We start from the raw sequence: 19416 nt of genomic DNA, 5'->3' as shown, positions 1-19416 counted from the left end.
GGGTCTGCATCTCACATGACCCGGAAAGGGCCACACACACTCAAACATTCGGAGCAGTCCCTGCCCTCATGGTTTCCACAACATCGAACCCCGAGTTTCCCGGCAGGTTGCCCCTGGACGGAAAACGCTGGTGACGCGTCGAAACGACTCAAATCAGGAAACGCTTCAGGGCAGAGAATCAGAGAGTTGATTCGCTGGCAAGTCCTTACGATTCCGAGAGATTCACTTTCCGCAAAAACGGCGGCGAAAACTGTGTTGTGAGTCTTTAGAGCAACTGTCCGAGGAACTCCTGGACCTCGTGCCCCGGCCGGAAATTGCCGATGCGCTTGATTTCCCAATGCAGCCGGATGCCCGACTTTTCGAGCACGCGCGTGCGCACTGTCTCGCCGAGATATTCGAGGTCGTAGCCGGTCGCGGTTCCCGTGTTGATCATGAAGTTGCAATGCATCGGCGACATCTGCGCGCCGCCGATCATCAGCCCCCGACAGCCCGCTTTGTCGATCTCCTTCCAGGCCGAGGTGCCTTCCGGATTCTTGAAGGTCGAGCCGCCGGTCTTTTCGCGGATCGGCTGCACGGTCTCGCGATGGTGCTGGACAGCATCCATCGCCGCCTTGATCTTGGCCTTGTCTTCCAGAACACCTTCGAACAGTGCCGACGTGAAGATCAACCCGGCAGGTGCTGCCGAATGGCGATAGGCGTAGCCCATATCGGCGTTGCTCAGCGTATGCACATTGCCCTTGCGGTCGAGCGCCCGCACCTCGACAACGCGCTCGCGCGTCTCGGCGCCATTGGCGCCGGCGTTCATCCGCAGCGCGCCGCCGACGGCGCCCGGAATGCCGTGGTAAAAATCAAAGCCGCCGATCCCGGCCTGGTAGGCAACGGCCGCAAGGCGCTTGTCGGGCGTGGCAGCTCCCGCCTTGATCGTGGTCGGCGCAATCACTTCGGCCTCGCCAAAGCCCTTGGCCGAAAGCCGGATGACGAAGCCCGCAATGCCGCCGTCGCGGACAAGCAGATTCGAGCCGACGCCGACGATGGTCAGCGGTATCTCTTCGGGAACCGCCCTCAGGAACGCAGCGAGATCGTCCTCGTCGGCCGGCTGGAACAGCGCATCGGCCAGCCCGCCGGCGCGGAACCAGGTGATCTTGTCCATCTCGGCATTGGGCGTGATGCGGCCGCGCAGGCCGGCAAGCCGGCCGCCAAGCTTGTCGATCAACGCCTGGCCGCGCATCATGAGGCCGTCCCGCCGAGTTCCCCGGGCAGCGCGTAAGCCCATTGCGTGATGTTGCCGGCGCCGAGGAAGACGATGAGATCGCCCGGTTTTGCCAGGTCGCGGATAACAGGCGCGATCGCCGCGGGGCCTTCGATGTAGCGCGCGTCGCGATGGCCGCCGGCGCGGATGCGGAACACCAGTGCCTCGGACGTCACCCCGTCGATCGGATCTTCGCCTGCCGCATAGACCGGCGCCACCATCACCGTGTCGGCATCGTTGAAGCAGACGGAAAACTCGTCGAACAGATCATGCAGCCGAGTGAAGCGGTGCGGCTGGGCGATGGCGATGACACGGCCCTTGGTGGCATCGCGCGCCGCCTTCAGAACCGCTGTGATCTCGACCGGATGATGGCCGTAATCGTCGAAGATTTCGACGCCGTTCCACGAACCGGTACGGGTGAAGCGCCGCTTGACGCCGCCGAAGGACGACAGGCCCTTCCTGATCGCCTCGGCCGAAAGGCCGAGCTCGTGCGCGACGGCGATCGCCGCGGTCGCGTTGGAGACGTTGTGACGGCCGGGCATCGGCAGGCGCAGGCCCGATATCGTCGACTGGCCGCGGGTCTTGCGGTCGCGGATCACCACGTCGAATTCCGAGGTCGGCCCGTCCATCCGGTGATTGGTGAAACGCACGTCGGCCTGCGCGTTCTCGCCATAGGTGATGACGCGCCGGTCCTCGATGCGGCTGACCAGCGCCTGCACCTCCGGGTGATCGGTGCACATGACGCCGAAACCGTAGAACGGCACGTTCTCGACGAACTGGCGAAAGGCCTCGCGCACCTTTTCGAAGGAGCCGTAATGGTCGAGATGCTCTGGATCGATGTTGGTGACGACGGCAATCTCGGCCGGCAGCTTCAGGAAGGTGCCGTCGCTCTCGTCGGCCTCGACCACCATCCATTCGCCGTCGCCCATGCGGGCGTTTGTGCCATAGGCATTGATGATGCCGCCATTGATCACGGTCGGGTCGAGCCCGCCGGCTTCGAGCAGTGTCGCCACCATTGAGGTCGTCGTCGTCTTGCCATGCGTGCCGCCGATGGCCACCGCCTGCCGGAAGCGCATCAGTTCGGCCAGCATCTCGGCGCGACGGACGACGGGAAGCAGTTTTTCGCGCGCGGCCTTCAGCTCGGGATTGGATTTCTTGATCGCCGTCGAGACGACAACCACTTCGGCATCGCCGATGTTGTCGGCGTGATGACCGACAAAGCACTCGATGCCCTTGTCGCGCAGCCGCTGCACATTGGCGCTCTCAGCCTGGTCGGACCCTTGCACGTTGTAGCCGAGATTGTGCAGCACCTCGGCGATGCCGCTCATGCCGATACCGCCGATGCCGATGAAATGCACAAGGCCGATCGTCTGCGGCATCTTCATGCGTGCGTCTCCTTCCTGAAGTCCGAAACGGTTTTCTTCGACGCAATAGCCTCTGTCAGATCGGCGAGCAACCGTGCCGCGTCCGGTTTTCCGGCCGACTTCGCCGCCGCTGCCATTGTGGTCAGCCGCTCCGGATCGTCCATCAGCGCCCCGACGAGCGTGGCGATGCGCTCGGACGAAAGCGAAGATTGCGGATGCACTTCGGCGCCACCTGCCGCCGCCAATGCCGCGGCATTGGCGGCCTGGTCGTGGTCGAGCGCATACGGATAGGGCACCAGCAGCGCCGGCCGGCCGATCACCGCGATTTCCGATACGGTCGATGCGCCGGACCGCGACATCACCAGATGCGCCGCAGCCATGCGCGCCGCCATGTCGGTAAAGAAGGGCCACACCTCGGCCTTGACGCCAAGGGTGGCATAGGCCGCCCTTACCCGCTCCACATCGTCGGCGCGGGCCTGCTGCGTGATATCAAGCCGCTTGCGTTGTGCGTCGGAAAGCTGTCCGACCGCCGCCGGCATTGCATCGGAAAAGAACTGTGCCCCCTGGCTGCCGCCGAACACCAGAAACCGGAACGGCTGCTTGCCCGTAGACGCCACATAGGGCGTCTTCGCCGCCTCCAGCACTTGCGGCCTGACCGGATTGCCTGTCGTCACCGTCTTGACGCCCGCGGCACTCGAATCCTCCGGCAAGAACCCGCCGGCAATGGCATCGACGCGACCGGCCAGCGCCCGGTTGGCGCGTCCCATCACCGCGTTCTGCTCGTGGATCAGCGTCGGTACCTTGCGCCGCGTCGCGGCATAGAGCGGCGGCAGCGTCGGATAGCCGCCAAAACCGACCACAACGGCGGGTTTGATCCGGCCGATCACGGCGGATGCCTGCCGCACGCCGCCCCAGATTTTCCAGAAGGCTGCGAGCATCGCAAAAGGATTTTTCGAACTCATCGTCGCCGACTTGATCGGATGGACGCTTGCTGCCGGAAACTGGCCGGCAAAACGCTCGGCACGATCGTCGGTGGCGAGATGCACCGTCCAGTTGCGCCTGGTCAGCTCGTGCGCCAGCGCCTCGGCCGGGAAGAGATGCCCGCCCGTGCCGCCGGCCGCCAGAAGGATGACCCCCTTCGCCATCTCACTCCGCCACCATGGCGCGCTGCGACGGTGCGAAGCCCAACTGCTTGCGCTTTTCCGGCCGCCTTCGTGTCAGCGCCAGCACCATGCCCATGGAGATGGCAATGGCGATCTGCGAGGAGCCGCCATAGGAGATGAACGGCAAGGTCATGCCCTTGGCTGGCATCAGCTGCAGATTGACGGCCATGTTGATGACCGACTGCAGACCGAAGACCGTGACCAGGCCGCCAACCGCATAGCGTGTGAAGTCGTCCTGCTCCTTGAGTGCGGTGCTGAGCCCGCGCAGCACGATGAAGGCGAAGATGGTCATGATGAAGAAGCACATGATCAGTCCGAATTCCTCGCCGGCGACCGAGAAGACGAAATCGGCATGGCTGTCGGGTATGACCCGCTTGACGGTGCCCTCGCCCGGCCCGACGCCGAACCAGCCGCCGTTGATCAGCGCATCGCGGCCCATGTCGACCTGGAACGTGTCGCCTTCGCCGGTCATGAAGCGGTCGATGCGGCCGGCGACGTGCGGAAACACCGTATAGGCGGCAAACACGCCGCCAATGCCGACAGCGCCCAGCGCGATGATCCACAGCCATGGCAACCCGGCCATGAAGAACATCACCCCCCAGGTGCCGAGCACCAGCATGGTCTGGCCGAAATCCGGCTGCGCCACCAGCAGCGAGATGACGAGGGCCAGCAGCAGCATGGCGAACAGATTGCCCGGAATGTCGGGCTGGCGCCTGTGCTCGGCAAACAGCCAGGCGCAGATGACGACGAAGGCCGGCTTCAGGAATTCCGACGGCTGGATCGACACGCCGGCGAGCGACACCCAGCGCCGCGCGCCCTTCACCTCGACGCCGATGTAAAGAACCGCCACCATCAGCACCAGCATGATGCACAGCATGACCAGGGCCATGCGTCTGATCTGCCGGGATTCCAGGAAGGAAACGGCCAGCATCACGCCAAGGGCGGGGATGGTGAAGATGATCTGGCGTGTGGCGAAGTGGAAACTGTCGAGGCCGATGCGCTGGGCCACCGCCGGGCTCGCCGCGAAGGACAGCACGATGCCGAGCCCCATCAGCGACAGGAACGCAGCCAGGAACCAGCGATCGACCGTCCACCACCAGGTGGCAACCGGGCTTTTGTCGAGACGGCTTTGCATTATCGTGTCCCTCCGATGGGCTTCACGCCATCAATAGCGCTCGCGGCCTGCCTGAAGGCTTCGCCGCGCACTTCGAAATTCTTGAACTGGTCGAAACTGGCGCAGGCAGGCGAAAGCAGCACCACCACCTCGCCGTTACCATCATCGCTCGCCGCGTCGCTCGCCGCGTGTTCGACTGCCGCGGCCAGCGTGCCGGAGATCTCGTAAGGCACCGCCTCGCCGAGCGTCGCCGAGAAGGCTGGTGCGGCCTCGCCGATCAAATAGGCCTTGGCGATGCGCGGAAAGAGGCCGCGCAACGGCTCGATGCCGCCCTCCTTCGGCAACCCGCCGGCGATCCAATAGATGCGCGCAAAGCTGGACAGTGCGGGCGCTGCCGCATCGGCGTTGGTCGCCTTGGAATCGTTGATGAACAGCACATGGCCCTTGCGGCCGACCTGCTCCATGCGGTGCGCCAGCCCGGGAAAGCTCTCCAGCCCCGACTGGATCTCGCCCAGATCGAGCCCGACCTTGAGGCAGGCAGCGACGGCGGCCAGCGCATTCTGTGCATTGTGCTGGCCCCGCAGCGAGCCGATGCCTTCCAGAAAGGCAACGCGACTGTAACGTCCATGCACCGCTTCCATCAGATCGGTACCGTCGGCGAAATAGCCGTCGGTCAGCGGCAGGCGCTTGGAAATGCGGATGACGTGCTGGCCTGCCCGCTCCAACCGGTCGGCGGCCTGGGCGCACCAGGAATCGTCGACACCGACGATGGCGGTTTCGCTGCCGGCCGCCAGACGTTCCTTGATCGCGGCGTAGTGCTGCATCGTGCCGTGGCGGTCGAGGTGGTCGGGCGTCAGGTTGAGAAGGACGCCGGCGGTCGGATTGATCGAGGGCGCGAGGTCTATCTGGTAGGACGAGCACTCCACGACATAGTGCCGCCCGGGCTCCGGCGGATCGAGCGTCATCACCGCGCGGCCGATATTGCCGCCCATCTGCGTGTCGCGTCCGGCCGATTTCAGGATATGCGCCGTCAGCGCCGTGGTCGTCGATTTGCCGTTGGTCCCGGTGATGGCGATGAAGGGTGCTGCCGGCGCCAGCAAGGTCCGTTCGCGGCAGAACAGTTCGATGTCGCCGATGATCTCGACGCCTGAAGCGCGCGCGAGTTCCACTGTCCAGTGCGGCTTCGGATGCGTCAAAGGCACGCCGGGCGACAGCACGAAGGCCGAGAACTTCGCCCAGTCGGCGCCACGCAGGTCGCCGGTCGCGATGCCAACGGCCTCGGCCTTGGCGACGCTGTCGGGATTGTCGTCCCAGGCCAGCACGTCCGCTCCGCCCTCGATCAGCGCACGCGCCGTGGCGACCCCCGAGCCGCCGAGCCCGAAGAGCGAAACGCGCTTGCCTGCGAAAGATGCGGCGGGGATCAAGCGGCCTCCTATCTGAGCTTCAGGGTCGACAGGCCGACCAGCGCCAGGATGACGGCGATGATCCAGAAGCGGATCACCACCTGGCTTTCGGTCCAGCCGAGCTTTTCGAAATGATGGTGGATCGGCGCCATCAGGAACACGCGCTTGCCGGTCATCTTGAAGTAGCCGACCTGGATGATGACCGACAGGATCTCGACGACGAACAGGCCGCCGACGATGACCAGCACGATCTCATGCTTGGTGGCGACCGCGACGGTGCCGATCAGGCCGCCCAAGGCCAGCGAGCCGGTATCGCCCATGAAGATCGCCGCCGGCGGTGCGTTGAACCACAGGAAACCGAGGCCGGCACCGATCACCGCGCCGAGGACCACCGCCAGTTCGCCGGTGCCGGGCACGAAATGGATCTGCAGATATTCGGCGAACACCGCATTGCCGGAGAGGTAGGCGATGACGCCGAAGGACGCGGCCGCGATCATGATCGGCACGATCGCCAGCCCGTCGAGGCCATCGGTCAGGTTCACGGCATTGCCGGCGCCGACGATGACGAAGCAGGAGAACGGGATGAAGAACCAGCCGAGGTTGATGAGAAATTCCTTGGCGAAAGGGAAAGTCAGTGACGACGAGAACGGCGCCTGGCCGTTGTGCATGATCACCCAGGCGGCGATGCCGGCGATGACGAATTCAAGCCCCAGCCGCGCCTTGCCCGAAAAGCCGAGATGCGATTGCTTCGTCACCTTGAGATAATCGTCGTAGAAGCCGATAGAGCCGAAACCCAGGGTCACCAGCAGCACCACCCAGACATAGATGCTGGACAGGTTCGCCCACAAAAGCGACGAGCCAACGATGCCGCACAGGATCATCAGCCCGCCCATGGTCGGCGTGCCGGCTTTCTTGAAATGCGTCTGCGGCCCGTCGGCACGGATCGGCTGGCCCTTGCCCTGCCGCAGCCTCAGCGAATTGATGATGGCCGGCCCGAAGATGAAAACGATCAGCGCCGCGGTGATCAGAGCGCCGCCGGTGCGGAAGGTTATGTAGCGAAAGACGTTGAAGACCGAGATCTTGTCCGCGAATTCGACGAGCAGTGTGAACATGCGATGCGGTCCCCGGACCTGGCTCTAGGTCTGTTTGGCGGTTGTGGTTACGGCCGGAAATTTGCCGAGCAATGCGTCGACCAGCTTGGAAAACCCGATGCCTTTCGACGATTTGATCATCACCACATCGCCAGGCCTCAGCGCCGATAGAAGAACCAGCTTCAGATCCTCGGCACTGGGGCGATACTCCGTCCTGATCTCGTCGGGCAGGACATCGGCCAGCGCCCGCATTTCCGGGCCGGCGAGGAAGACCGTGCGCGTGTCGGTGCCGACGATGAGACCGGCAAGTGCCGCATGCAGCTTCGCCGAGTGGTCGCCGAGTTCGAGCATGTCGCCGAGCACGGCGATGCGCCTGCCTTCGCCCGACACCGGCGTCGCGTTGAGCAGCGCCATTGCGGCGCTCATCGACGCCGGATTGGCGTTGTAGCTCTCGTCGATCAGCGTGATCGGACCTTTCGGATGCCGCAGCACATGGCGCTTGCCGCGGCCGCGCTCCGCCGAAAGATCGGCGAGCGCCAGCGCCACCCTGGCGATGTCGGCGCCGACCAGGTGCGCGGCGCCCAGCACGGCCAGCACATTCTGCACCATATGTCGGCCCGGCGCGCCGACCCTGGCGGTGATCTCCTGTCCGCCGATCTTGGTGGTGATGACGGAATGATCGGCATGCAGCGCGCATTTGAGCAATTTGAAGGTCGCACGGGCGTTCTCGCCAAACCCGTAAATGTGCTCGACGCCGGCGGCTCTCGCCATCTTGTCCAGAAGCTTCCAGCGCGGATCGTCGCGGTTGAGAAGGACGGCACCGTCCGGTTCCAGCCCCTCGAAAATCTCGGCCTTGGCCTTGGCGATTTCGTCGAGGTTGCGGAAGAAGCCGAGATGTGCCGCCGCGATCAGCGTGACAAGGGCGACATGCGGCCGGACCATCTTGACCAGCGGCCGGATCTCGTCCGGATGGTTCATGCCGATCTCGAAGACGGCATAGTCGCAATCCGCCGGCATCCGCGCCAGCGTCAGTGGCACGCCCCAGTGGTTGTTGAAAGACTGGGCCGACGCGTGCACCTTGCCGACCGCGGACAACACATGGCGCAGCGCTTCCTTGGTGGTGGTCTTGCCCGCCGAACCGGTCACCGCGATGATCCTGGCGTTCGAGCGCGCGCGGGCGGCCAGCCCCAGCTTTTCCAGCGCGGCCAGCACGTCCTGCACGACGATCATCGGCGCCGTCAGCCGCCCGAGCGACGGCAGCTTGCCCTCGGCGACGACCAGCACGCCGGCGCCGGCCTTGATGGCGGCGGTCGCGAAATCATGGCCATCCATCGCCTCGCCCTTGATGGCGAAGAACGCGTCGCCCGGCTGAAGGCTGCGGCTGTCGATCGAGATGCCGGAAATGCCCTCAGGCATCGAACCGAGCGGCCGTCCGCCCATGGCGGCGACGAGATCCTCGGAGGTCCACAGGAAACTCATGCGGCATGCTCCTGGAGCGCGGAGCGGACCTCCTCATGGTCGGAAAAATGCAGCGTCTCGGCGCCGATGGTCTGGCCTTCCTCATGGCCCTTGCCGGCCACGATCAGCGTGTCGCCGGCATGGAGCATGGCGACTGCTTCGTGGATCGCCCTGCGGCGGTCGCCGATCTCGATGGCGCCGGGTGCGGCGGCAAGGATCGCGGCGCGGATCGTTTCGGGCACTTCCGAGCGCGGATTGTCGTCGGTAACGATAACGACATCGGCGAGCCGCGTAGCGATCTCGCCCATGATGGGACGCTTGCCGCGGTCGCGGTCGCCGCCGCAGCCGAACACGACGATGACGCGACCGGTGGTGAATGGCCGTACCGAGGCCAACACGTTTTCCAGCGCGTCCGGCTTGTGCGCGTAATCGACATAGACCGGCGCACCGTTGGATGTCGTCCCAACGAGGTCGAGCCGGCCCGGCGCGCCCTTCAATTTCTCCAACGCTATCAAGGCTTTGGCTGCAGGCGTTCCAGTGGCGGTGGCGAGGCCCGCCGAAACCAGGGCATTGGCGATCTGGAAATCGCCGGCCAGCGGCAGATCGACCTCGTGGAGGACGCCATCGACTTCCACCTCGGCACGCTGGCGGTGGCGCTCGTGCTCGACCCGCTTCAGTCTCAGGAACGCGCCATGACGGCCGACTGTCAGCACGTCCAGCCCCGCCGCCCTCGCCGCCCGGATCGTCGGCTCCGACCACGGATCGTCGGCAAAGATCACGGCTGGCGCACCCTTCGGCAGCAGCGTGTCGAACAGGCGCAGCTTGGCGCGATGATACTCCTCGACCGTCGGATGATAATCCATGTGATCGCGGCCGAGATTGGTGAAACCGCCGGCCGCTAGCTTCACGCCGTCGAGCCGGCGCTGATCGAGGCCGTGACTGGAGGCCTCCATCGATGCGTGGGTGACGCCGGCATCCGCCAGTTCCCTCAGCAGCCTGTGCAGATCGACCGGGTCGGGGGTGGTCAGCGAGCCATATTCGTTGCGACCCGGCGCCACCACACCTGTCGTGCCGATCGAAGCGGCGGCAAAGCCTGACTGTTCCCAGATCTGCCTGGTGAAGGCCGCAACCGATGTCTTGCCGCTGGTGCCGGTCACCGCGACCATGGTTTGCGGTTGCCCGCCGAAGTAGCGGGCAGCACTCAGCGCCAGCGCAAGGCGCGGATCCTCGACCGCGAGAACCGGCACCGGCAGGCCGGCGACGGCGCTGCCCTTGCCGGCCACGATCGCTGCTGCGCCGCGTTTGGCGGCATCGGCGGCATAGGTCGCGCCATCCGCCCTGGTGCCAGTGAGCGCGAAGAAGACCACGCCCGGTCTCACCTGGCGGGAATCCGACGAAATCCCGGTAACCTCCGTATCAAAGGGAGCTGTTCCCTCGACAGGCAGGATACCGGCTAGATCTTTCAGCTTCATCGAACCCCGTTCATCACAACAAAATAGCGCGCAGTTGCCGGCGCGCCCTAAGAATCACTGATAGGAAACCAGCGTTGCGCCATTTTCATGGCTGAAATCTGGCTTTACGCCAAGCATGGAAGCTGAACGTCGGATGATGTTCGCGGCCATGACGCCTGCATTCGAGGCGGCCGTCGCACCCATGCCGGGTTTTTCCGGCTTCGGTTCGTCGGCGATCGTAAGCACGACGTATTGCGGGTCGTCCATCGGGAAAGCCGCGACGAAGGCGTTGAAATTCTTGTCCTTTGAGTAGCGGCCGTTGACAACCTTCTCGGCCGTTCCCGTCTTGCCGCCGACGCGATAGCCCGGAACCCTGGCGTTCCTGCCTGACCCTTTCTCGGCATTCAGTGCGTAGAGATAGCGCATGCTTTCGACGGTCTTGTCGCTGACCACCTTCTTGGCCACCGCCATCGCCTGTTCCTGCGCGCGCTTCAGGAATGTCGGCTGGATCAGATAGCCGCCGTTCAGCAGCGCGGCGCAGCCGACTGCCGTCTGCAGCGGCGTCGTCGATACACCGTGACCGAAAGCGATGGTGATCGAATGGACCTGTTTCCAGACTTTGGGCTCGGTCGGGCGGGCGACCTCGGGCAGTTCCGTCTGCATCCTCTCGAGGATCCCCAGGCGATGCAGGAATTCGCGATGCCCCTGGATGCCAACCGCTTCGGCTTCCTTGGCCGAACCGATGTTGGACGAGTAGATGAACACTTCCGGCACCGACAGCACCCGGGCCTTGCCATGAAAATCATGGATGGTCTGACGGCCGATCCTGATCGGGCGCGAAGCGTCGAAACGGCTTTCCAGCGTCACCTTGCCGGAATCGAGCGCCATGGCGGTAGTGAAGCTCTTCAAGGTCGAACCCATTTCATAGAGGCCGGCAGACATGCGGTTCAAGCGGTCCTTGTCCTGCGCATTGTAGGGATTGTTCGGATCGAAATCGGGAACCGAGGCCATCGCCATCACTTCGCCGGTCTTGATGTTAAGAACGACGGCGCCCGCCGCGATCGCGCGGTATTTCTCCATGCCGGTGGCGACCTCGTCACGCACGATGTGCTGGACGCGCAGGTCGATCGAGAGCCGCACCGGCTTCAGATCCTTGGCCACCGCAAGGCCCGACGCCTGAAGGTCGCTCAGCCCCTGTTCGTCGATATATTTCTCCATGCCGGAGATGCCCTTGTTGTCGATGTTGGTGAGACCGACAATGTAGGACGAGGTTTCGCCAGCCGGATAGAAACGGCGCTTTTCGGTGCGGAAGCCGAAGCCGGGAATGCCGAGCTGCATGATATCCGATTGTTGCTTGGGCGTCAGTTGCCGCTGCAGCCAGACGAAGCCGGCGCCGCTCTTCAGCTTATGGTAGGTCTGCTCGTAGTCGATTTCGGGAAGCACCATCGCCAGCTTTTCGATCGCCTCGTCGGCGTCGACGATGCGGCGCGGTTCGGCAAACAGAGACGCCGTCTTGATGTCCGTCGCCAGCACTTCACCGTTGCGGTCGACGATATCGGGCCGTGACGCCGTCACCCGGCTCTGCGGGCCGCCGGACAGGTCGGGGTTCTGGAAACCCAGATAGACCAGCCGCCCGGTGATGGTCGAATAGATACCGAAGAAAACCGCCATCGTCATCACGATGCGCGTCCTGCCCTTGCCGCCGGTGGCCTTGCGGGCGCCTTCGACCACAATCGATCCGTCTTCCGACTTGGCGCGGCTCTTCAGCAGTCTGGCGATCGATGGAAGTCTGGCGATCGATGGAAGTTTGGCGATCATTGGACGATGCCTCCGGTCACCACGGGGTCCTTGCCGCCCAAAGGTCCTTCGCCAGAATTGTCGGCCATGCCGCCCAGCCGCTGGGACGAAAGGTCCTCGATGGTGACGGGTTTTGCCGGCAGATCGTCCAGCCCGATGATCTGGCGAGCGTTGACCGGCTCGAGTTGGAGCTGCGATTTGTAGATCTCGGCCAACTTTTGCAGGCGCGACGGCTGGGTAAGCAGGCTCCAGTCCGCCTTCAGGAGGTCGATTGTGTCCTCCTCATAGCGGATCTGCGCCTGGAGCTTGTGCACCGCGGCCAATTGTTCCTCGGCCTCGCGCTTGGTCTTGTAGGTCAGGGCCGCAGCCGAAACCATGACGGCGATAAGGACTATGTCGCTGGTACGAAACACGTGCTCACCTCTCTCCCGGTCGGTTGACACCGGGAAGCTTTGGGTCAGGAAGTTTTGGAAGCCCGAAAATCGAAAAGTCGCCGGCGCGCGCCGGCGCCTCTGTGCGGACAGCAGTGCGCAGCCTTGCCGAGCGCGCGCGCGGATTGGCCGATATCTCGGCCTCATCGGGCGTCACGCCGCCGCCTGCTTTTTTGAAGGTGGCGGTGCGCGCCTGCGCCTCGGGCAGGTGCCGCGATCCGGTCGCCGCATCGGCACGATCGGCGATGAAGCGTTTGACGATGCGGTCTTCCAGGGAGTGGAACGTCACCACGGCCAGCCGTCCGCCCGGTTTCAGCACGCGTTCAGCCGCAAACAGCGCTTTGGCCAGTTCGCCGAGTTCGTCATTGACGAAAATGCGCAGCGCCTGGAACACGCGGGTCGCCGGATGGATCTTGTCCTTCGGCGCGCGGCCGACATGCGTCTCGATGGCGTCGGCAAGGTCGAGCGTGCGCTCGAACGGACGTTTTTCACGACGGCTTTCGATCATGCGGGCGATGCGACCGGCATGGCGCTCTTCGCCGAGAAACCCGAAGATGCGGGCAAGGTCTCCCACCTTGAAGCTGTTGACGACATCGGCGGCGCTCAGGCCCGCTTGCGCCATGCGCATGTCGAGCGGCCCATCGGCGCGGAACGAAAAGCCGCGCTCCGCCTCGTCGATCTGCATGGAGGACACGCCGATGTCGAGCACGACGCCGTCGGCGCTTTCGACATGCTCGTCCAATGTCGAGAACGGCGCCTGAACGAGCCTGAGCTTGCCGCCCGCCTGTTGTTCGAGGGCACGACCCGCAGCGATCGCATCCGGATCGCGGTCGATGGCGACAACCAAGGCGCCGCTTGCCAGAATGGCTTTGGTGTAGCCGCCGGCGCCGAAGGTGCCGTCGACGATAACCTCGCCGGCTTTGGGTGAAAGCGCCTCCAGCACTTCGGCAAGGAGGACCGGAATGTGACGGGCCGGTCCGCCAACGGCGTGAGGGTCATCGCCGTAGCCCGCCATCATTCCGGTCGCTCCCCAGGCTTCGTCCCCTGCCGAAGCTGCAAAAGCCGGGCGCGTGCTTCCGCCCCATAGGCGGTGAGCCGTCCAGGTTCCCAGATCTGAAAGAAATTGCCCCGACCGACAAAAGCCACTTCCGCGGAAATGCCCGTGTGCTCGCGGATGAAATCGGTCATCGTGATGCGACCGTCCTGGTCGAGCTTCAGGAAGGCTCCGTCGCCGTGGCAGAAGAACGACATGTCGTCCGCCGTCTGCAGGAAAGGATCTTCTTGCGCAATGCGCTGCTCGTAACGGTCGAGCAGGTCGAGCCCGCCGACATCCATCGCCGGACGATCCAGGCAGCGCAGCCCATAAAGTTCCGAATAGCCGCGTTTCTGCACAACCGCACGGAAATGCGCCGGAACGGACACCCGCCCCTTCGCATCGACCTTGTTCACCGCGCTTGACAGAAACCGGTCCATTACGCGTTACGGCCGCTTGCGCCGCCGCACCCCTCTGCATCTTCCCATCCGCGCCGCCGCGGCGCGGCCCCTGTCCAAAACTCACTTCGTTCTGAGAGGCGAAAACCGGCAAACGCGCAGCCGCCGCGGCTGCCCGATTGGCGTACGCTTCACCCTGACGCGGAACGAAGGCTTGAATATCGGTATGGGATATCATGGGGCACTATGGGCGTCAACGGGAACAGGCTTCACAAACGCGCGCGCCAACACCGGTGAGAGCAGCTTTGACGGCACTCCCATCTTTATCGTCTATTAAGCCTAACGAAGCGTTTAGAGCTGTTTGGCCCAACCGGAGCGGCTTGCCGCGGATCGCCGCCACGCATAGCGTCGGCCCGTCCGTTCTCGGTTCAGAAACAAGGTTGAAATCCATGCCCGACACAGCCAGGTCACGCGCCGCGGCCCTTCCCCACCTGCGCCGAGGCAGGCTTGCCAAGGGCGATCCAATTCCGTTGCCCTTGACCATGGCCGCCATTTTTCACGCGCCCGGCGACGCCGAAGGCTTCAATCAATACGGCCGCTTCAGCAATCCAACCTGGGACGCGGTCGAGCATATGCTGGCACATCTGGAAGGCGCACCATGCGTCGCCTTTCCTTCGGGAATGGCTGCGATCTCGGCGGTTTTTTTCGGGCTGCTCAAAGCCGGCGACCGTATTCTGCTGCCGTCGGACGGCTATCACACCACGCGAGCGCTGGCAGAACGCTTCCTCAAACCATTCGGTGTCACCTACGATCTCCGGCCGACATCGACCTTCCTCGATGGCGGCTTCGATGGATATCGACTGGCCTTCGTCGAGACGCCCGCCAATCCAGGATTGGATCTCTGCGACATTGCCGCCGTCGCCGAAGCCGTGCACAAGGTGGGCGCAATCCTTGCGGTCGACAACACGACGATGACGCCCTTCGGTCAGCGCCCGCTCGATCTCGGCGCCGACATTGTTGTTGCCGCCGACACCAAGGCACCCAATGGCCATTCCGACGTCCTGTTCGGCCATGTCGCCAGCCGCAATGCGGACATCATCGCCGCCGTGTCGGGCTGGCGTGAGACCTCAGGCTCCATTCCTGGCCCGTTCGAAGCATGGCTGGTGCATCGCGGCCTCGAAACGCTGGAGGTTCGTTTCGACCGGATGTGCGCTTCCGCCGAAGTGATAGCGCGGCGGCTGAAGGACCATCAGGTGGTCAGCGGTTTGCGCTTTCCGGGTCTGGAAAGCGACCCTTCGCACAATCTCGCCCGCGCCCAGATGGAGCGCTTCGGCTTTCTCATCTCGTTTGTGCTCGCCTCGGAGGACAAGGCGGAGGATTTCATCAACAGCTGCGCATTGATGCAGGCGGCGACGTCCTTCGGCGGCGTCCACACCTCCGCCGAACGGCGGGCGAAAAGAGGGGACGCGGTTCCGCCCGGCTTCGTTCGCCTGTCGGTCGGCTGCGAGCCGGTGGAAGAGCTTTGGCGGGCGATCGAGGCAGCGCTGGATGGGGTAAGCGCCTAAGCGGGCCGATCAGCCAGATCGTCTGCTTCGATCCTGCGCCGGCCATGCAGCACGCGCAGGATTTCGACCGAATCCTCGCCGACACGGTACAAGGTGAGATATTCACCGACCACCAGATGGCGGATGCCGGGCGCGATGTCTTCCCGCGACGCGCCTGAGAAAGGATAAGTTGCCAGTTGCTGCCAGCGGGCTTCGATCCGATCGAGCAGCCGTCCGCCGCAGCCTCGTCGTCTCGCGCAATATGAAGCCAGACCGCGATCAAATCCTCTTCCGCATTTGCAGTTCGGATGATGGGCAGCAAATTCATGCCGCGTTGTCGGATTTCAATCGTCTGCGCGCTTCGGCCTTGATTTCGTCGATCGACGCAAACCGCCCCGGCCCGCTGTCGATCCCCTCCTGCACCAGTTTGCGCAACTCCTCGACCGTGTAGCCGTGCAGATCGCGCCGGTCCTTCCATTGCCTGAGTGCATCGCGGATCACCTCGCTCGCCGAAGCGTATTCGCCGGCGGCAACCACGTCGTCGACCGCCGCCGCCAGTTCGGGCGAAAGCGTGATGCTGCGTTTGTCGACCTGGCCCATGATGCGCTCCTGATATTTCCCACACTGTGGTACGATTTAATCGCACCACAGTGCAAGAAGCGCTTATCCTCCCACAGCCCAGCAAAGCTGATTCAGTTTCAGAAACACCTGAATCCGCAGGCGCGCCCGAAGACGCAACCTGCTGATATCAGGGAATTTCCTTGGAGAATCTGGAAGAAATTGCCAGCTGGCCTGTAAGCCGGGTTCTGTATGGCCCTCGCCCCTTGCGGGGCGAGAACGTGGCGGCCATTCATCTTGGGCGCATGTTGCCATGCGCCTCACGCAACCTACCCGGACGGTGGGCCGGAAACAGCCCCCGAGGGTTTCCCCTCGCACCGTCCCTATTCGGTCTTGCTCCCGGTGGGGTTTACCGTGCCGCTCCTGTTGCCAGTCGCGCGGTGGGCTCTTACCCCACCCTTTCACCCTTGCCACGGTAGACCGTGGCGGTTTGCTTTCTGTGGCACTTTCCCTGGGGTCGCCCCCGCCGGCCATTAACCGGCACCGTGTCTCCATGGAGCCCGGACTTTCCTCACCCGCAGCCTTTCGGCTTCGCGGGTGCGGCCGCCCGGCCAGCTGGCAAGGCGTATAAAGGGGTTCACGTCCAAAAACGCAAACGAAAAAGCGGGTTATGACTTTGTCAGGCCGGCGCTCCAAGTGCGGCCAACTGTACCTTGACCTTGCCGCAATAGGCCGCGGACACCGGGTTCATGCGCTTGGCGCCATGGCCGGCATTGTATTTGAGGATCGTGCCGCAGGTCGTGCCGCCGCCGAGGTTCCGCGCCATGGCGAGGTATTTCATGCCGTATTTAATGTTGGTCTCCGGATCGTAGAGACCCTTGATCGAGCCGCTGTAACCCATCATCCGCGCCGTCGCCGGCTTGATCTGCATCAGGCCGATCTCGCCGGCGCTGCCAACCTGGTTCGGCTGGAAGTTGCTCTCGATCTTGATGACGGCCTTGGCGAGCGAGACTGGCACACCGTTGCTGGCGGCATGACGCTCGATGATCGTCGAGTATTGCCCACTGTCGCCGGCGACCGCCGTCTTCGGCGCCGCCCGGCTCTTCCGGCCGATCGACGCCGTCGTCGCCCGGTCGATGCGCTTCCTGTTGCGCTTCACATGCCGCTTAGAGACTGCCCTTTCTGCAGAGGCCGCCTTTTCTGCAGAGGCTGGCTTTTTTGCAGAGGCTGGCTTTTTCACTTTTACCGCAGCCGCTTTTTCAGCCTTTGCGGAGGATGCCCTCTTCACCTTTTTTTCCTTTGCGCCTTGGCCGGCTTTCGGCGCGGCGATTTTATCGGATGCGGTGATGAAACCTTGGTCTGCCCGCTGGCTTAGTGGCGCGCCATTCGCGGCACCGATGGCAAAAGTCATTACGCCGGCAGCAACAGCTGCCGTTAAAACGGTCAATTTCTGCATGTGATCCTGTTCTGTTGGACCGCGCGAAGAGTTTCACGCAGCTACGCTAATTCAACATCGGAACATCCGGGGGGCTGTAGATCCGACAACTTGCACGGATCGCCTTTGACGGTCGAATTGGCGGCAAAGAAGGCGGGGCAAGTCACTTTGAGTGACAGACTGTAACTTAACGGCCAGGAAAAGACTACCTGGACGGAACCGCCCTGATGGAAGCAAGCAGCCTTTCCAGCGTGCGGATTGTCGACCCGTCGGCCACGCCATCGACCAAACGCTGCCGGAAATGCCGCTGAAAAGCTTCGACAACGATTTCGGTCTGCCGGTCGAAAGCGCCTGATATCTCCACGCCATAACCGTAGAGCGCCAGCATCGACTGCAACGCCTCGACTTCGGCAGTCGCGTCGCCGGCCTTCAGCACCGCGCCGCGCCTGACGGGTGCCGCTTCGACGAGGTGGCCGACACCGGCCTCGAACAGGGCCCTCCAGGGGAATTTCTCGCCCGGATCGAGCTTGCGTCCCGGCGCCACGTCGGAATGGGCGAGCACCCGTTGGGCTGGGATGGAATGGCGCCGGACGATCCCCTTGCACAGACCGATCACCGCATCGATCTGCCGTTTGGGAAAATTCCGATAGCCCAGCGAATGCCCCGGATTGACGATCTCGATACCGACCGAACAGGAGTTGATGTCGGCGCGCCCGAACCAGGAACTCTTGCCGGCATGCCAGGCACGGTCGCTTTCCCTGACCATCTGGACGATGCGGCCGTCCTCATGGACGAGATAGTGCGACGAAACCTCGCTGGCTGGATCGCACAGCCAGGCTTCGGCGCCGCCGCTGGTCTTCATGCCGGTGTAGTGCAGTACGATCATGTCGGGCTTTGCCGTCTCGCGGCGTGGACCGAAATTCGGCGATACCCTTACGTCGGCGGTCGGCTCGTCGGGCAGGAAGCCGCTCATGCGTGTCGCAGGCCTCGTTCGATCATCTCATAGGCCGCATTGATCGCCGCTATCCTGCTCGTTGCGATCTTGATGAATTCCTGCGGCAGGCCGCGCGCGATCAGCCGGTCGGGATGGTTGTCCGAAACCAGCTTGCGATAACGCTTTCGGACCTCCTCGAACGGTTTTCCCCGTTCGATACCGAGCACGACATAGGGATCGGCCGCACCCAAATCGACGTGCCGCGCCAGAATGCTCTGGTAATGCGCCTCCTCGATCCGGAAGATCTCGGCGATGCGATGCAGGAACTGGCCTTCCCGCTCATGGACCAGCCCGTCGGCCTTGGCGATGTGGAACAACCCGTCGAGGATATCCTCCAGCATCACGCAGTTCGAATGGCCTGAGCCGCAAAGCTGCGCCATCCGCTCCGCATAGGTCTCGAAGCCGGCGATGTCGCGCTTGGCCAGATCGTAGAGCCGCGCCACATTACGCGTCTGCTCCTTCGGCACTTCGAATATTTCCTGGAAGGCGCGCACTTCGTCCTGCGTGACGATGCCGTCGGCTTTGGCCATCTTGGCGGACAGCGCGATCATCGCCACCGAGAAAGCGACGCGCCGGCGCAAATCCGCATCGCCGGAGAAAACCGTCCGCACGGCCTCGACGACGTCGGCGACACCCGACGAGGTTGAGGACGAAACGCGTGTGATGAAGTCGCCGAGGCGATCCCAAATCGACATGAGCACCTAATAGGGCCAACCGCCTACCGCTATCAAGCGAAGACAGTGCCGCAGGGCCAACCCAATCGATTTCGCGGACTCTGGCCGTTCGTTGCCCTCCTGACGGCGAGCTTCGCCTTCTCGGGGAAACTGGCGTGGAACATGCCGGGCTGGGAGGCCCTGGGCGAAAAAGTGATGGGCGCGGCCATGCTTTCGCCCTCGCGGTGACGACAACCACCGCTTTCGACCGCTAGGCGCG

General features: G+C 63.6%; 18 protein-coding genes and 1 other RNA gene. 1 reads left to right on the top strand and 18 read right to left on the bottom strand.

Annotated features, from left to right (window positions below; translation table 11 throughout):
• Window positions 1–265: 265 nt before the first annotated feature.
• From murB to mraZ, 12 genes are read right to left on the bottom strand one after another with little or no spacing between them, the layout of a single operon-like run.
• Window positions 266–1231, bottom strand: coding sequence for a UDP-N-acetylmuramate dehydrogenase (gene murB, locus E5X88_RS09745; RefSeq protein ID WP_292160755.1), 966 nt, complete (start codon window positions 1229–1231; stop codon window positions 266–268).
• On the bottom strand, window positions 1228–2634 hold the full coding sequence (murC, locus tag E5X88_RS09740; protein WP_292160752.1) for a UDP-N-acetylmuramate--L-alanine ligase: 1407 nt from the start codon (window positions 2632–2634) through the stop codon (window positions 1228–1230). The genes murB and murC overlap by 4 nt, the downstream gene beginning before the upstream one ends.
• Window positions 2631–3758 (bottom strand): undecaprenyldiphospho-muramoylpentapeptide beta-N-acetylglucosaminyltransferase, encoded by a 1128-nt coding sequence (gene murG / locus E5X88_RS09735; protein WP_292160749.1) that lies wholly within the window; start codon window positions 3756–3758, stop codon window positions 2631–2633. Before murG ends, murC begins: the two co-directional genes overlap by 4 nt.
• Before the next feature lies 1 nt (window position 3759).
• Window positions 3760–4911: a putative lipid II flippase FtsW gene (gene ftsW / locus E5X88_RS09730; RefSeq protein WP_292160746.1), complete on the bottom strand. Its 1152-nt coding sequence runs from the start codon at window positions 4909–4911 to the stop codon at window positions 3760–3762.
• Window positions 4911–6314 (bottom strand): UDP-N-acetylmuramoyl-L-alanine--D-glutamate ligase, encoded by a 1404-nt coding sequence (murD, locus tag E5X88_RS09725; RefSeq protein ID WP_292160743.1) that lies wholly within the window; start codon window positions 6312–6314, stop codon window positions 4911–4913. Before murD ends, ftsW begins: the two co-directional genes overlap by 1 nt.
• An 8-nt stretch (window positions 6315–6322) precedes the next feature.
• Entirely contained in the window at window positions 6323–7405 is a 1083-nt protein-coding gene (gene mraY, locus E5X88_RS09720) for a phospho-N-acetylmuramoyl-pentapeptide-transferase (RefSeq protein WP_126042941.1), read from the bottom strand.
• 24 nt (window positions 7406–7429) lie between these two features.
• Window positions 7430–8863, bottom strand: a complete 1434-nt coding sequence (locus tag E5X88_RS09715; RefSeq protein ID WP_292160738.1) for a UDP-N-acetylmuramoylalanyl-D-glutamyl-2,6-diaminopimelate--D-alanyl-D-alanine ligase — start codon at window positions 8861–8863, stop codon at window positions 7430–7432.
• Window positions 8860–10314 carry a UDP-N-acetylmuramoyl-L-alanyl-D-glutamate--2,6-diaminopimelate ligase gene (locus E5X88_RS09710; RefSeq protein ID WP_292160735.1) on the bottom strand — a complete coding sequence of 485 codons (1455 nt, stop codon included), beginning with the start codon at window positions 10312–10314 and terminating at the stop codon, window positions 8860–8862. Before E5X88_RS09710 ends, E5X88_RS09715 begins: the two co-directional genes overlap by 4 nt.
• Before the next feature lie 54 nt (window positions 10315–10368).
• Window positions 10369–12111, bottom strand: coding sequence for a penicillin-binding protein 2 (locus E5X88_RS09705; protein ID WP_292160733.1), 1743 nt, complete (start codon window positions 12109–12111; stop codon window positions 10369–10371).
• Window positions 12108–12503, bottom strand: a complete 396-nt coding sequence (locus tag E5X88_RS09700; protein ID WP_292160730.1) for a hypothetical protein — start codon at window positions 12501–12503, stop codon at window positions 12108–12110. Before E5X88_RS09700 ends, E5X88_RS09705 begins: the two co-directional genes overlap by 4 nt.
• Before the next feature lie 4 nt (window positions 12504–12507).
• Window positions 12508–13539, bottom strand: coding sequence for a 16S rRNA (cytosine(1402)-N(4))-methyltransferase RsmH (rsmH, locus tag E5X88_RS09695; RefSeq protein ID WP_292160728.1), 1032 nt, complete (start codon window positions 13537–13539; stop codon window positions 12508–12510).
• Window positions 13536–13994: a division/cell wall cluster transcriptional repressor MraZ gene (gene mraZ, locus E5X88_RS09690; RefSeq protein WP_292160726.1), complete on the bottom strand. Its 459-nt coding sequence runs from the start codon at window positions 13992–13994 to the stop codon at window positions 13536–13538. The genes rsmH and mraZ overlap by 4 nt, the downstream gene beginning before the upstream one ends.
• A 407-nt stretch (window positions 13995–14401) precedes the next feature.
• Between mraZ and E5X88_RS09685 the strand changes: the two genes are divergently transcribed.
• Window positions 14402–15517 (top strand): cystathionine gamma-lyase, encoded by a 1116-nt coding sequence (locus E5X88_RS09685; RefSeq protein ID WP_292160724.1) that lies wholly within the window; start codon window positions 14402–14404, stop codon window positions 15515–15517.
• Here the strand turns inward: E5X88_RS09685 and E5X88_RS33635 are convergent.
• From E5X88_RS33635 to E5X88_RS09655, 6 genes are all read right to left on the bottom strand, one after another.
• Window positions 15514–15693 (bottom strand): type II toxin-antitoxin system RelE/ParE family toxin, encoded by a 180-nt coding sequence (locus E5X88_RS33635; protein ID WP_366929932.1) that lies wholly within the window; start codon window positions 15691–15693, stop codon window positions 15514–15516. The genes E5X88_RS09685 and E5X88_RS33635 overlap by 4 nt on opposite strands.
• Before the next feature lie 127 nt (window positions 15694–15820).
• On the bottom strand, window positions 15821–16096 hold the full coding sequence (locus tag E5X88_RS09675; RefSeq protein ID WP_123151966.1) for a type II toxin-antitoxin system ParD family antitoxin: 276 nt from the start codon (window positions 16094–16096) through the stop codon (window positions 15821–15823).
• A gap of 179 nt (window positions 16097–16275) precedes the next feature.
• Window positions 16276–16673, bottom strand: an RNA gene (gene rnpB, locus E5X88_RS09670) — RNase P RNA component class A.
• 60 nt (window positions 16674–16733) lie between these two features.
• Window positions 16734–17510: a lytic transglycosylase domain-containing protein gene (locus tag E5X88_RS09665; protein ID WP_292160720.1), complete on the bottom strand. Its 777-nt coding sequence runs from the start codon at window positions 17508–17510 to the stop codon at window positions 16734–16736.
• 184 nt (window positions 17511–17694) lie between these two features.
• Entirely contained in the window at window positions 17695–18462 is a 768-nt protein-coding gene (locus E5X88_RS09660; RefSeq protein ID WP_292160717.1) for an N-acetylmuramoyl-L-alanine amidase, read from the bottom strand.
• Complete coding sequence (locus E5X88_RS09655) at window positions 18459–19178, bottom strand: DnaJ family molecular chaperone (RefSeq protein ID WP_145720024.1); 720 nt, start codon at window positions 19176–19178, stop codon at window positions 18459–18461. The genes E5X88_RS09660 and E5X88_RS09655 overlap by 4 nt, the downstream gene beginning before the upstream one ends.
• Window positions 19179–19416: the final 238 nt, after the last annotated feature.

Origin of the sequence: Mesorhizobium sp., from assembly GCF_004962245.1 — a bacterium.
Classification (GTDB): domain Bacteria; phylum Pseudomonadota; class Alphaproteobacteria; order Rhizobiales; family Rhizobiaceae; genus Mesorhizobium.
Note: the sequence above shows the minus strand (reverse complement) of the source record. Positions and strands in the feature narration are given on the sequence as shown.

What these genes read in the sequence shown, in the direction of transcription:
- E5X88_RS09710 (WP_292160735.1), bottom strand. Translation starts at nt 10,314, where the DNA reads ATGAAGCTGAAAGATCTAGCCGGTATCCTGCCTGTCGAGGGAACAGCT.
- E5X88_RS09705 (WP_292160733.1), bottom strand. Translation starts at nt 12,111, where the DNA reads ATGATCGCCAAACTTCCATCGATCGCCAGACTTCCATCGATCGCCAGA.
- mraZ (WP_292160726.1), bottom strand. Translation starts at nt 13,994, where the DNA reads ATGGACCGGTTTCTGTCAAGCGCGGTGAACAAGGTCGATGCGAAGGGG.
- murC (WP_292160752.1), bottom strand. Translation starts at nt 2,634, where the DNA reads ATGAAGATGCCGCAGACGATCGGCCTTGTGCATTTCATCGGCATCGGC.
- E5X88_RS09665 (WP_292160720.1), bottom strand. Translation starts at nt 17,510, where the DNA reads ATGCAGAAATTGACCGTTTTAACGGCAGCTGTTGCTGCCGGCGTAATG.
- murB (WP_292160755.1), bottom strand. Translation starts at nt 1,231, where the DNA reads ATGATGCGCGGCCAGGCGTTGATCGACAAGCTTGGCGGCCGGCTTGCC.
- E5X88_RS09660 (WP_292160717.1), bottom strand. Translation starts at nt 18,462, where the DNA reads ATGAGCGGCTTCCTGCCCGACGAGCCGACCGCCGACGTAAGGGTATCG.
- E5X88_RS09715 (WP_292160738.1), bottom strand. Translation starts at nt 8,863, where the DNA reads ATGAGTTTCCTGTGGACCTCCGAGGATCTCGTCGCCGCCATGGGCGGA.
- E5X88_RS09675 (WP_123151966.1), bottom strand. Translation starts at nt 16,096, where the DNA reads ATGGGCCAGGTCGACAAACGCAGCATCACGCTTTCGCCCGAACTGGCG.
- ftsW (WP_292160746.1), bottom strand. Translation starts at nt 4,911, where the DNA reads ATGCAAAGCCGTCTCGACAAAAGCCCGGTTGCCACCTGGTGGTGGACG.
- E5X88_RS09655 (WP_145720024.1), bottom strand. Translation starts at nt 19,178, where the DNA reads ATGTCGATTTGGGATCGCCTCGGCGACTTCATCACACGCGTTTCGTCC.
- murG (WP_292160749.1), bottom strand. Translation starts at nt 3,758, where the DNA reads ATGGCGAAGGGGGTCATCCTTCTGGCGGCCGGCGGCACGGGCGGGCAT.
- E5X88_RS09685 (WP_292160724.1), top strand. Translation starts at nt 14,402, where the DNA reads ATGCCCGACACAGCCAGGTCACGCGCCGCGGCCCTTCCCCACCTGCGC.
- rsmH (WP_292160728.1), bottom strand. Translation starts at nt 13,539, where the DNA reads ATGATGGCGGGCTACGGCGATGACCCTCACGCCGTTGGCGGACCGGCC.
- mraY (WP_126042941.1), bottom strand. Translation starts at nt 7,405, where the DNA reads ATGTTCACACTGCTCGTCGAATTCGCGGACAAGATCTCGGTCTTCAAC.